This is a genomic window from Microcoleus sp. D3_18_C2, assembly GCF_036702395.1.
Taxonomy (GTDB): Bacteria; Cyanobacteriota; Cyanobacteriia; order Cyanobacteriales; family Microcoleaceae; genus Microcoleus.
The window spans coordinates 22,025-35,500 of the sequence record NZ_JAUBTG010000044.1; the positions used below are offsets into that span (position 1 = coordinate 22,025).

Genomic DNA, 13,476 nt, shown 5'->3' on the forward strand with positions numbered 1-13,476 from the left:
ACTCCAACACCAGCGACCACAACTCCAACACCAGCGACCACAACTCCAACACCAGCGACCACAACTCCAACACCAGCGACCACAACTCCAACACCAGCAGGCACAACAACGAACCCCACAACGGGTACAACAACTAACCCCATAACAGGCACAACAACGAACCCCACAACGGATCCATTGCCGGTACAGGTTCCGGGTACGAGTCCGAGTCCGAGTCCGAGTCCGACTGCGGGCGGGACAACCCCAAGTCCGAGTCCTTCGATCGTCCCCACTCCCACTGCTGCGCCCCCAACTCCTCCGCCTTTGGGCGGCGGGCCGACTCCGCCGAGTTTTACATCTCCGACTCCTAACCAGCCGCCGATCGTGGAAGCGGGCAAGACGGTGACTGGTTTGCAGAATTTGCCTCTGTCTTTGAGCATTTCGGCGCCCAGCGACCCCGAGGGCCAGCCGCTGTCGATCGCGGTAGTCGGACTTCCCAATCCTACTTTTGGTCAGGTAATTACGGGTACGAACCCAGTCACCGTGAACCAAAAGTTAACCGTTCAGGATTTACTTGGGCTGACATTTCAACCGGGAACAAACGCGATCGGGCAAGCCGGTTCTTTCAGCTACAGCGTAGCTGACGACCAAGGTGGCACCGCAGCAGCGTCAGTGGCAATTAACATCAATTCTTTCGATACCTCCGTAACTGTTCCAACTATTCTGTCGCCGATTGCTGTCGATGACGGCATCGTCTTTACCAATACGAATAATTTGCTGCCCACTTTCATCGACGTACTGGCGAACGATTCCAGTCCGCAAAAAGGGACACTCAGCATTATCAATGTCAGCACACCACAACTGGGCGTAGCTGTAAATCTTGTCTCTCAAGTGCAATTCATCCCCGGCAACGTAGCGGGTACAACTGCTTTCACCTACAGCGTCAGCGACGGATTCGGGACAGTTCCGGGCGTAGGTACTGTCACCGTTCAAATCTTGCCGGCTGATAGCGGGCCTAACAATTTAGTGGGGGGTTCTTTGCCGGACAATTTGGACGGTTTGTCGGGCAGCGATACTATTGATGGTCAAGGCGGCAACGATACGATTAACGGCGGTTTGGATAACGACGTGCTCGTAGGCGGCCTCGGCGCAGATACCATGACAGGGGGCGGCGGCAGCAATCAATTCCGCTATACCAGCCCTGCACAAGGTGGGCCGGCTTTTGATGCGTCTTCTTCGGCGGCGATCGAGGCTGCGATCGCAGCGGGCGGATACGATGTGATTACTGATTTTAGCGGTCTCGGTGTGCCGATCGCCGATCAGTTTAATTTTGCCCCCGGATTTGCGAATCTGGGCGGTAACACCCAAGTTCTGCTGAATGTGCAGACAACTGTTTCTGCAAATATTCTGGGAGGAAGTGCTTTCTTGTTTGCCTACGATTCCGGCGGCAATACTTACATCATTTATGACGGCAATGGCAATAACCTCACTGGCGCTGATTCTCGCATTTTGGCGAAGTTAAATGGTGTAACTGGGGTTTCTTCTCTGTCGGGATTTGACTTTACTTTTATCTAGAAAGATAAGAGGTTTGAAACCGCAGATTAAGGCAGATAAAAACAGATTTTGTTGGCAGTTTATCTGCGTTAATTTGTGTTTATCTGTGGTAAAAACGTAAATGTGATATTATGTCCGGTTGATTACCCCTAATACGGTAGGGGCGGGTTCACGAAAAATATCGGCCAATAATTGACAATCTCAAAAACCCGCCCTTTTAATCGCGCTCCCTCCCTCGGACATGATCTGATTATCTTTAGAAAACAATCCCAACAAATGCCAGAGAATAGCACCGAACTTTGACAAAAATCAGAAGTTTGAAACCGCAGATTAACGTAGATAAACGCCGATTTTGTTTGTCGTTGATCTGCGTTAATTTGCGTTCATCTGCGGTGAAAAATCAAATCCGATTATCTTCAGAAAAAAGTCCCAACAAAGGGCCGAGAATAGCGCCGAAAACAAAGCCACCGGCGTGGGCCCAGTAGGCAACTCCCCCGGATTCCATGCCGACACTTGCCGGGGCATTCAAGGAAGCCAAGCCGCTCAATGCTTGCTGTGCAAACCAAAATCCTAGAAAGAAGAAAGCTGGGACTCTGACAGTGGTAATAAAGATTCCCAAGGGCAGCAGTGTCAGGACTTTGGCTTGGGGATATCTGAGAATGTAAGCTCCCATCACGCCTGCGATCGCGCCGCTAGCACCCAGGGACGGAATGGCAGATGCGGAGGAAAAAAACCACTGAGTTAGTGATGCTAAAACGCCGCAAGTAAGGTAAAATATTATAAATTTGACGTGTCCTAAACGCTCTTCTACGTTGTTGCCAAAAATCCACAAAAATAACATATTTCCGGCAATGTGGAGAAAGCCTGCGTGCAGGAATTGGGAGCTAATTAGTGTGGTCCATTCGGGAAATGGCGAAACTGGCAGAGCAACCCGACACATATTGCTTAACTGGCAAGGAATTACGGCCCAAGAGTAGAAAAATTCGGTTAATTGTCGATCGCCCAAACTGAGTTCGTACAAAAATACTAATATGTTTGCGGCAATCAGCCCGTAGGTGACGTAGGGAGTGATAGTAATGGGATTTTCATCGCGTAAGGGAACCACAGCCTTTTTTTCCTCATCAAAATATTGGCAACACAGTAGCGCATTTATAGCCCAGGTGTCTCCTGTCTAAAGGAAGAGGGAACAAGACAATCGATTTTAGATTTTAGATTTTAGATTTTAGATTTAAAGAATTGAAGATTTAAAGAATTGAAGAAAGCGACCTCATATCATTTCCTGTCGAGGGAACGCGATTGTTGTAGGGGCGGGTTCACCAACAATACCTGCCAATAATTGACAATCTCAAAAACCCGCCCCTACCGGGATATTATGGTTAATCCATCGGACATGATATTACGGATATATCCGAGGGCTGGTTAATCGATTTTAGATTTTAGATTTTAGATTTTAGAATTGAAGAATTGAAGAATTGAAAAAAGCGACTTTACGGATATATCCGGGGGCTGCTTATCGGATACTATCTTTTTTATTTGTGTACGGATGAATCCGGGGGCTTGTACCGCCGCCGGATGCCGCAAGCTTCCTTCAAACCCCCCGTGTCCCGGTGAAATAATAATAAAACCCATTGAATAAAACCCTCCACCTTGCAGTTAGTTGAATATCTGCTTTTTAGTGTTGGGTTTTATTTTACCGCAAAGGCGTATATTGTAGGATTGCAGAGGAAGTTTGTAGTTGCGATATTGGTACTGGTTTTCACATCTCAACCAAACTACAAACTTATTTATCCCCTTGCTGATTACATTTTTACAGCAGGGCTAGTCGAAGGTTTAGGCGACTTGATTTCCTGGGAAACTGCACGGGCGCGGAAGAGTTTAGCAACGACTTGTTCACACTTAGACAAATCCGATTCTATTTCTGTAAAAATGGCCGTTGATACAGGATCTGTGAACTTCACCCGCAAGTTGTTGATATCGACAACACCGGTTTGCAAATCACCGAGAGTGCTCCGCATTAAGAACGTTTCATCGCTTCCTTGCATCGAAGCTTTTAATTTAGCGTACTTGTCAGCAATTTGGGCAGGAATTGAGGGTTTTTCACCAAAATCGTTGAGGCGACTTTCGAGAGCGATGATGTGGTGCTGTTTGTTTTGAATCATTTCTCTCAAGAGCGATCGCAAATCGCTGTCTTGGGTTTTTTCCGCATAATGTTCAAAGGCTTCGCAAGCATAGCGTTCCCCTGCGAGGGCGGTATTCAAACCTTTAACAATGTCGCCTTGTGTAGAACCTCCCCAACCATTAGCTAATTTCCACCATTCTGCATTTGTATCAGTTTCTTCTGGCAAACCGACTGCTTTTCCGCCGTAACCGAGGCGAGCCATAATGGCGGTAGTAAATATTGCTAAATCTCCCGGTTGGCGGGAAGTGATCAAGTTGCCGTCAACTACTAAAGCTTCGTTAATGTAGTTAGCTCCGGCATTGATCATGTCTGTTTTAATTGCCAAGAAACCAGTCGCATTTTTGCCTTTCAGCAAGTCGGCTTCAATCAAAACTTGCGGGCCGTGGCAAACAGCAGCGACGATTTTTCCTTGCTCAAATGCTTCTCGTACAAACCTGACTGTGTTGGGATTAGTCCGCATTGTATCTGGAGCCATGCCGCCGGGAATTATCACTGCATCGAATTCTGCGGGCACTGCTTCAGTGGTAGTTCCGTCAGCTTGCTGAGCAACTTTTCCTTGTTTCCCTGCATACTTTTCGTTTGTCCGCGAACCGAGGACAACTACATCAAAATTTGCTTGTTTTAAGGCGTTGTAAGGAACTAGGAATTCGGAATCTTCAACTCCATTTTCAATGAGTATGGCAACTCGTTTTGTGTTGCTACCGTTATGGGTTGTCATAATCAAATTTCCTCAGACTATCTTTGTTCTAAGCATAAATGATTTATGATGTTGTTAGCGTCTTGCTAAAGTGATAAATTAGTTAGTTTTAAAAGATGTCAGCGTGAGCCTTGAGAGGTATTTTACAGGAATTGTCTCAATGCACATAAGAGGCTCCGTTAATATCGATCGTAGTCCCGGTAGCGTGCGTAGCCAAACCCGACGCTAAAAACGCGATAACATTGGCAACATCTTGAGGAGGAGCGATTTTGCCGATCGGGATATCGCGAATAATATCAGCTTCACCGAACTCCTGAAGAAACTGATTAGACATTTCTGTACTAACAAATCCCGGTGCAACTGTAAAAGCCAAAATATTATCAGCCGCAAACCCTCTAGCAATGCTGCGAGTTAAAGCAACAATAGCACCTTTAGAAGCGGCGTAGTGCAGATAATTCGGGTCATCGCCGCGAAAAGCAGCGCGACTTGCTATATTAATAATTGTACCGACCCGGCGAGTTTGAAAATGCAAAATAGATTCCCGGCACAAATCGGCAACAGCAACTAAATTAACTTGTAGAGTTTGCTGCCAAGCTGAAGACCAAATATCGAACTCGTCCTCGATACCCGCTGACTGCATAATCCCCGCATTATTAACTAAAATATCAATATGGCCCCGCCATTTTAAAGCATCTCGCCACAAAATCGAGGCCGCATTTTCCACCATCAAATCGGCCGCCAATAAATAACAGCGATCGCGCGCAACACTTGCGGCTACCGCTTCCGCTTCTTTCTGACTGCGAAAGTAATGCAAAATCACCTCAGCCCCAGCATTAACCAGAGTCCGCACCGTCACTGCACCAATCCCTTTCGAGCCACCAGTTACTAAAATTACCTTTCCGGTTAAATCAATCATTTCTCTATCTCTTTTCTCTTTCTCTGTGACCTCTGCGCCCTCTGCGGTTAATAAAAAAAATAAATCCTCTTCACACACGAAATAGAATTGCTATATGATACAGCACATTCCATCCAATGTGTATGCCATTTTCTCATGCTGATGGATATCTGCAATAGACATTTCCCAAAAAAATCAAATCCTTTCCCAAGTTAATTTTTATGGGAAATATAGCCACTGCTTACAGCACTATGGATCGCGAATTAAATAACTTACAATTTTAATTGTTATTGTGGAAGTTATTTAATTCTCATTCCTATGCTTCTTTGTCCTTAAACTCGATAACTACAGTGGATTAGGCAGCAAAGGTCGAATGATCTCCATAATTCGATCGGAATTAAAATTATTGATATAATCAGTTAGTGTTTGGGACAAACTTGCTTTTGATTCGGGAATTTGTACGATTAATTCGTTCATAACTTCGGTATCGAGATAGTAAGCTGCTTGATACATTTGTTCTAACCACTGAGGGGACATCACGGATATATCTTCTACAGACAGCGTTTCAACTAATTGTTTTTGTGGAGTTGGTTCTACCACTTCGTAGATATATTGCACTCCCAAATATTTAGCGATTTTGTCAAAAAGTTCTCTCTGCTCAAATGGCTTGCTTATAAAGTCGTTACAGCCAGCCATGAGAACTTTCTCTCGATCTTCTTCAAAAACACTCGCAGTTAAAGCAATAATGACAGTTTCTTGGCTCTCAGGGCGTTCTCTAATATATTTAGTAGCTGTGTAGCCATCGACGATCGGCATTCGCAGATCCATCAGAATTAGGTGTGGCCGCCAACTCTGCCACAGTGAGAGTGCCTCCACTCCCTGTTTGGCTTCTCTCACCTCAAAACCAACCGAGGTAAGGATCTCGACTAACAAGCGGCGATTTTCTTCTAAATCTTCAACAATAAGAATGCGGTAACTCGGTTGTCCAGGAGCTAAACTAATTACTTTTTGATTAATTGATTCTGGGGGTAAGGATTCTGCTTGAGGTAACTGTACGCCAATCTCAAAGGAAAAAGTGCTACCTCGGTTCAAAATGCTTTTAACCCGAATCTGACCGCCCATAAGTTTGACGAGTTTTTGACTAATGGCTAAACCTAGCCCCGTGCCTTGACTCAAATTATTTCCAGCTTGGGCTTGCACAAAAACCTTAAATAATTTCTCAATTTCTGTGGGCGCAATTCCGACACCTGTATCCTCAACTTCAAAACATAGGTGACAGGATGTTTTGTCTATTTGTGTTGTTCTTACCCGTAGGGTGATGCTTCCTTGATTGGTAAACTTAATCGCATTACCAAGCAGATTGACCAAGACTTGATAGAGTTTTTTCTCGTCACTATGCACAAATTGAGGAATGTCGGGTTCTCGATCGACAATTAGCTGCACTTCTTTAGATTGGACTTTAACTTGGAACATTTCTTCAATAGAAGTCAGCAAACTTGTCAAATCAAACTCAGAAGGATTGAGGGTCATCCGTCCGCTTTCTATTTTGGATAAATCTAAAATATCGTTAATCAAGTCCAATAAATGTCTACCGCTACGATTGACAATCTGTAAACGTTCTTGGAGAGAAGGAGTCAGATTTCTCTCATAGCTCATCAATTGCGTGAATCCCAAAATTGAGTTGAGGGGGGTGCGGAGTTCGTGGCTCATATTAGCAAGGAAGACAGTCTTGGCTTGGTTTGCTTCATTTGCCTGCTGAAATTCCAACTCAGCTTGTTTGCGATCGCCAATGTCAATTAAATATCCCAAGATTTCTACTGGTGTACCTGAATTATCTCGAATTAGCCTAAGCTGACCCAGCATCCAGCAATAAACCCCATCGGAGCGACGCAAACGGTATTCGTGGAAGTAAAAATCATTAACGAATAGATTTGCTAAGCCATGAAGCACTGGTTCTACATCATCTGGGTGTAAGTGATTCACCCAAAATTTAGAATCTTCTAAAAACTCGCGGCTTTCGTAGCCCAATATATCTTTGATATTTTCGCTGATGAACGTTGCGCTATAATCGCCAGCAGGTTTACTGCTAAAAATGACAACTGGGCTGTAGTTTAGAAGAAAGTTGAGGCGATTTGTGGTAGCTTGCAAGGCTTGTTCAGCCAGTTTTAGCTCTGTTGCATCCTCCTGAACAGCAACATATACAGTTCCGTATTCAGGATGCTCAAACCTGGATGTATGAACTCTGCACCAAAAGAGAGTTCCATCTTTCTTTCTATTCTGGACTTCATATTTCGCTTCCCCGGTCTGTTCAATTTGAGTGACGATATCTAGAACTGTTACATCTGGTGTAAAATTTGTATCGACATAATTCAAAATACCAAGGGGTTGACCTGCTAGTTCGCCCTCTGGGTAGCCAAACATAGCGTCAAAGGTAGGATTGGTGTAGACGATCGTGAGGTCTGAGGCTTTGATTAGACACACTCCTCCTGCCATGTTATTCAGGATAACGCTTTGAATTTCTAGCGTTTTTTGAGCTTCTTTTCGAGCGGTAATTTCTTGGATTTGAGAAATAAAATGCAGTGGCTTTTTTTGTCCATCTTGTACTAGCGAACCATTAAGAATAATCCAAATAATATGTCCTTGTTTATGGAAATACCGTTTTTCTAGTTGGTAAGTTGAAATTATTCCAGCTAATAGTTGATGTGCATAACTAAGATCCCGGTCTAAATCGTCAGGATGGGTGATGTCTTGGAAAGTTAACGCTAACAACTCTTCTGAGGAGTAGCCAAGAATCTGACATAAGGCAGGATTGACTTTAATCCAGTGCCCATCAAGTGAAACGATCGCCATCCCGATAGAGGCATCTTCAAACGCATGGCGAAACTGCTCTTCACTGTTTCGTAAAGCCATCTCAATTTTTTGGCGATCGCTAATATCGCGCATAATAACAGTAAATACCGTTTCGTCTCTCATTTCGAGCTTAGAAATAGAGGCTTCAGCCGCAAACTGCGTTCCATCTCGACGACGACCCAAAATCTCGCTTCGTTCTCCCATCCTTCGCGCTCTGCTAGAAGACTGTGCAAATTGTTTGATATGCTGCGGGTGTGCATCTCTAAACTGTTCTGGTAGCAGTAAATTCAGTGGCTTCCCTAAAATATCCTCAATTTTATAGCCAAACATCATTTCTGCCCCATGATTAAACAGAGTAATGCGTTGAGTGCGATCGACTGAAATAATTGCATCATTGGCGATTTCTAGAATTCCTGCAAAACGAGCCTGCGATTTTTGTAAAGCATCTGTTCGTTCAGTCACAAGAATTTCTAAACTTTCGTTAAGTTTTTTAATTTCTTTTTCGGCTTGTTGGCGCTTGTAATCTATCTGGTTCAAAAAGCGAGCCGTCCCCAAAATGAGAATTGAGAACGTGAAAACCATAACAGTTGAACGCAATGTATAGCCAAAATTAGCGTTATACCAGCCTAACTTTTGTCCCTGAAGAGTGAACCAGTTCAGTGTCACTGGAAAGATCGTGGCCCAAGGCAGCAACCACCGAACCATGACTCCGCCAACTAGGGGACTGGTTACTACTTGCATTAATCCTTCCTTGGGGCGGAGCCATAAAATTCCTCCATAGAGGATGAAAAATGTGACGATCGCGTTTACGGGTTGAGTCGTCGTAATTGTGGCCAAACGTTCAAGAATATCGACATTGAATAGGTGTGCAAATAAAGCTAGTAGAGAAATTAAAGCTGCAACACTACTAAAAATCTGAGCCAACCAAGTAATTCGTTGGGATTTTTGCCCTAACAGTAGCAGTGCTACTCCCATCAGCACAAAATTTAGGGCGGTATTTATTCCCATTCTTCCCGGATAAGGAGTCGCTGAAGACACGAAATCTCGGAAAAGCCACTCATCAATACCCAGCTTCCAACCAAAAATATACTGGCTCAGCGTCAGCATACCGACGATCATTATCAATCCGGCCATCCCTTGAGCGATGCGATCGTGCAGTCTGGTTTTTTGGTACTGCAACAATCTCAAAGAAACTCCAGCCAGCAAAAAGCAAATTGCCGTGTTTGCTTTCATGGTCGAAGTCATACCGGGAAAACCGGTTTTGAGTAGGGAGATGTCAAATTGCCAACCCAACAGCACGAGACACCCGATCGCAATGACGAGTAGACTTGCCATTTGAGAACTCCGCTTGTTCATAAATCGGCTGCTTGGCTTGAAACAATGTTCTTCTAATGTTACGCGAAGCGAAGAAGGGCTACCACGGGGGGACTGCCCCTAGCTGAATAATTCATATTTTTTATGGTTGCGCCCCCTTGCCAGCCCAATATCTCCGGGTTCGCAGGATTTCTTTGTGGGTAAAATGACTCTTTTAACCGAATAATTAAACTATACTATTTGTGCATATGTTTATATTCCTCTAGCAGGAAACTAGGGAAATCAGTATGATTGTCGATAGAACTAGCGATAGAATTAGCGATCGAGCTACCAACTACCGAGGCAATATTTTAATTGTTGACGATCTGCCTGATAACCTGCGTCTGCTCAGGGATACTTTGAGGGCAGAGGGTTATAAAGTTCGTAGTGCCACGACAGGTGCAATGGCGCTCAGAGCCGCCCAATCGCCATCGACGGAGTTAATCTTACTAGATATTAAGTTGCCCGATCAAGATGGCTATGAAGTTTGCAGACAATTAAAATCTGACGAGCGCACCGCAGAGATTCCAATAATTTTTTTGAGTGCGCTCAATGAAACTTTTAATAAGGTGCAAGGGCTGGCTGCTGGAGGAGTTGATTATATTTCTAAACCATTTCAAGTCGAAGAAGTATTAGCTCGTGTCGAAACCCACCTAACTATCGGAAGGCTGCAACAAAAACTCCAACAGCAGAATTTACGTCTCTTGATAGAAATTGAAGAACGGCAACGTCTCGAAGAGTCTCTCTTTGCCGAAAAGGAATTGGCTCAAGTGACACTGCAATCCATTGGCGATGGGGTTATTACTACTGATGCCCAAGGTAATGTGAGATATTTCAACCCTATAGCTGAGCGACTGACAGGCTGGAAAAATCATGAGGTTCAAGGAGTTCATTTCTCGACAGTCTTTCTAATTGTCGATCAAGTAACGCGAGAGCCAGTAGAGAATCCTATAAACAAGGCTCTATTAGAAGAGCGAATTGTGACCTTAGCTAGCAATACTATTCTGATTGCCCATGATGGAACCGAGTATCCAATTGCTGACTCGGCAGCACCGATTCGAGACCGCCAAGGTCAAATTATCGGGGCAGTCATGGTCTTTCATGATGTTACGGAATCGCGCTATCTCACCCGTCAACTCTCTTGGGAAGAGAATCACGATGCCCTGACGGGGTTAATCAACCGTCGAAGATTTGAGCAGCACCTAGTTGATGCGATCGCCTCTGTTAAACATAGCAATCACCAGCACGCTCTCTGTTATTTAGATTTAGATCAATTCAAAGTCGTTAACGATACCGTAGGTCATATTGCTGGCGATGAGCTACTGCGCCAAATCACCGCGCTTATTCAACAGGGAGTCCGTGCTCATGATATGCTGGCTCGCTTGGGAGGTGATGAATTTGGTATTTTGCTCACTCAATGTTCGCTCTCTCAAGCAACTCAAATTGCGGAAAACCTCAAAAACCTAGTGCATCAGTTTCGGTTTATTTGGAATGGCCAAACCTTTATCATCGGAGTCAGCATTGGAGTTGTTGCTATTGACCAAACCAGCCAAAATTTGATGGAGCTTCTGGGAGCGGCTGATGCAGCTTGTTATGCCGCCAAAGCCAGAGGCCGCAACTGTGTTCATATTTATAGTCTAGATGATAGCGAGCTAATTAAACAACGTGGTGAGAGACAGTTGATTTCCAAAATTACCCAGGCGCTGGAAACAAATCGTTTTTGTCTCTACTACCAAAAGATTGTCTCTATTACTTCTAAACCATTAGTAGAGCATTATGAGATTTTGCTCAGAATGCTGGACGAAAATGGAAAAATAGTATCTCCTAATGAGTTTATTCCCGCCGCTGAGCGTTACGGATTGATAACAGAGATAGATTGTTGGGTAATCGAAACTTTATTCTCTAATTATCACAAATTGCCGGAGAAAGATGTTCTTTCTCAAGGCTTGTATACGATAAACCTCTCTGGGGCTAGCATTAGTAACAATCAGTTTATGAGGTTTTTAATAGAACAATTTTCTCGTTACAAAGTTCCCCCACAAACCATTGGTTTTGAAATCACGGAAACGGCAGCGATCGCAAACTTTGAGCAAGCCAGATATTTCATGGGCGAACTCAAAAAGATTGGCTGTTGCTTTGCTTTAGATGATTTTGGCAGTGGGTTGAGTTCCTTTGCTTATCTAATGAATTTACCAGTGGATTATCTAAAAATTGATGGTGCTTTTGTCAAAAATATTAGTCATAATTTGATTTCTCAAGCGCTCGTTGAAGGGTTTAATGGTATTGCCCATGCGATGAATCTCGAAACTATAGCTGAGTTTGTCGAAGATGAGACTATCTTAGAAAAATTGCGGGAGATTGGAGTAGATTATGCTCAAGGTTATGGGATCGCCCGCCCTGTCCCTATTAACTTTAATCTCTAGCGATCGCACGATCGCCAGCGGGCCCATTGCCTCACGCCTGCCCCTTGTCTGGAGACATCCAAGAGTCGATCGCCCGCTGCTACAAGGCTAGCTCAATTTGCTGTGTCAGATTTAGATCGAATGTGCTGTAATTGTAAAGGATTGAATCTTCTATTGGAAATAAACCGGAAAATTTGCCATGAAAGCAGTTGCGTTCGATCGCTACGGTTCAGCCGAGGAATTGCAGTACCGAGAATTGTCCAAGCCGATCGCCAAATCCAACGAATTGTTAGTGCGAGTTCGCGCTAGCAGCGTCAATCCCGTAGACTGGAAAATCCGGAAAGGACACCTGCAACTATTAACAGGATTTAACTTTCCTCGAATAGTCGGTTCTGACATATCGGGAGTTGTCGTGGAAGTCGGCGGGGAAGTCACCAAATTTCAACCCGGAGATGAAGTTTATACTTTCTTAAATCCCATCAATGGGGGTGCTTGCGCCGAATACGCTGTCGTGCCAGAATCCGATGCAGCAATTAAACCGAAAAACATCACTCATGCAGAAGCAGCAGGAGTACCGATCGCAGGTTTAACTGCTTTGCAATCGCTCAGGGATTTGGGTGTAATTCAATCAGGAAACAAAGTATTGATTAACGGCGCTTCCGGCGGAGTTGGCACTTTTGCCGTGCAAGTTGCGAAAGCAATGAACGCGGAAGTAACGGGAGTTTGCAGTGCTAAAAATAGAGAATTTGTCAAGAGTTTGGGAGCGGATTTTGTTGTCGATTACGCGGAAGTTGACTTTACTCAACAGCCAGAAAAATATGATATAATTTTAGATGCGGTGGGGACAAGAACCTTTGCTGAATGCGAAAAAGTGCTGCAACCAGAGGGAGTTTATATCTCGACTTTGCCGATTTTAGACAATTTCGCACCGATGTTAACAAGCTGGTTTATATCGGGTAAAAAAGCTAAATTAATTGTCGCCAATGCCAACACCAGCGATTTAGGGGCTTTGCGGGAGTTAATAGAATCCGATAAAGTGGAGCCGATTGTCGATCGCACTTACAGCTTACAAGAAGTAGCAGCAGCCCACGCTTACAGCGAAACGGGCCGCGCGATCGGCAAAATTGCGATCGTGATTGAATAAAGAAGGCACGACACGGATTTTGACATGGATACACGGATTAATTATCGATCGTTCCTTCTACTGCTGATGTCAGAATAAAGAATGAAGAAGGAAGTCGGAGCAATTATGAAATAACTATTCTCAATTTCCAATTTCCAATTAATTACCACTTTCCAATTACCCCTTTCCTCTTCCCAATACCCCTTACCAATTACCAATTTCCTATGACTGTGCCCTCAGACTTGGAGACATCCGAACAAGGTTCCGACAACAACCTAGAACAAGTTAGCGAGGGAAATAGCATTGCACCCATCGCCGATGATTTAGAGGCTGTCAGTAACTTAGAAGACGAAGCAGTTAGCGAGGAAAATAGCATTGCACCCATCGCCGATGATTTAGAGGCTGTCAGTAACTTAGAAGACGAAGCAGTTAGCGAGGAAAATA

General features: G+C 44.3%; 7 protein-coding genes and 1 pseudogene. 4 read left to right on the forward strand and 4 right to left on the reverse strand.

Annotated elements, in window-relative coordinates; all coding sequences use genetic code 11:
* On the forward strand, window positions 1-1,554 hold a 1,554-nt coding region (locus QUA88_RS21860), incomplete at its 5' end, for a calcium-binding protein (protein ID WP_445300601.1).
* A 379-nt stretch (window positions 1,555-1,933) separates the two neighbouring features.
* On the opposite strand, the gene QUA88_RS21865 is transcribed toward QUA88_RS21860, so the two are convergent.
* The 4 genes from QUA88_RS21865 to QUA88_RS21880 all read right to left on the reverse strand — a co-directional run bounded on the left by QUA88_RS21865 (window position 1,934) and on the right by QUA88_RS21880 (window position 9,489).
* On the reverse strand, window positions 1,934-2,638 hold the full coding sequence (locus tag QUA88_RS21865; protein WP_333273804.1) for a rhomboid family intramembrane serine protease: 705 nt from the start codon (window positions 2,636-2,638) through the stop codon (window positions 1,934-1,936).
* A 694-nt stretch (window positions 2,639-3,332) separates the two neighbouring features.
* Window positions 3,333-4,430, reverse strand: coding sequence for a DJ-1/PfpI/YhbO family deglycase/protease (locus tag QUA88_RS21870; RefSeq protein WP_333209606.1), 1,098 nt, complete (start codon window positions 4,428-4,430; stop codon window positions 3,333-3,335).
* Between the two features lie 136 nt (window positions 4,431-4,566).
* Window positions 4,567-5,325, reverse strand: a complete 759-nt coding sequence (locus QUA88_RS21875; RefSeq protein WP_333250706.1) for an SDR family oxidoreductase — start codon at window positions 5,323-5,325, stop codon at window positions 4,567-4,569.
* 324 nt (window positions 5,326-5,649) lie between these two features.
* Entirely contained in the window at window positions 5,650-9,489 is a 3,840-nt protein-coding gene (locus QUA88_RS21880; protein WP_445300602.1) for a PAS domain S-box protein, read from the reverse strand.
* Window positions 9,490-9,755: 266 nt separating this feature from the next.
* Here QUA88_RS21880 and QUA88_RS21885 point away from each other — a divergent pair, with 266 nt between their 5' ends.
* From QUA88_RS21885 to QUA88_RS21895, 3 genes and pseudogenes are all read left to right on the forward strand, one after another.
* Entirely contained in the window at window positions 9,756-11,930 is a 2,175-nt protein-coding gene (locus QUA88_RS21885) for an EAL domain-containing protein (RefSeq protein WP_333259996.1), read from the forward strand.
* A gap of 178 nt (window positions 11,931-12,108) precedes the next feature.
* Entirely contained in the window at window positions 12,109-13,053 is a 945-nt protein-coding gene (locus QUA88_RS21890) for an NAD(P)-dependent alcohol dehydrogenase (RefSeq protein ID WP_333055284.1), read from the forward strand.
* Window positions 13,054-13,256: 203 nt separating this feature from the next.
* Window positions 13,257-13,476, forward strand: a pseudogene (locus tag QUA88_RS21895) (hypothetical protein); the annotation flags it as partial.

What these genes read in the sequence shown, in the direction of transcription:
- QUA88_RS21870 (WP_333209606.1), bottom strand. Translation starts at nt 4,430, where the DNA reads ATGACAACCCATAACGGTAGCAACACAAAACGAGTTGCCATACTCATT.
- QUA88_RS21875 (WP_333250706.1), bottom strand. Translation starts at nt 5,325, where the DNA reads ATGATTGATTTAACCGGAAAGGTAATTTTAGTAACTGGTGGCTCGAAA.
- QUA88_RS21880 (WP_445300602.1), bottom strand. Translation starts at nt 9,489, where the DNA reads ATGGCAAGTCTACTCGTCATTGCGATCGGGTGTCTCGTGCTGTTGGGT.
- QUA88_RS21885 (WP_333259996.1), top strand. Translation starts at nt 9,756, where the DNA reads ATGATTGTCGATAGAACTAGCGATAGAATTAGCGATCGAGCTACCAAC.
- QUA88_RS21890 (WP_333055284.1), top strand. Translation starts at nt 12,109, where the DNA reads ATGAAAGCAGTTGCGTTCGATCGCTACGGTTCAGCCGAGGAATTGCAG.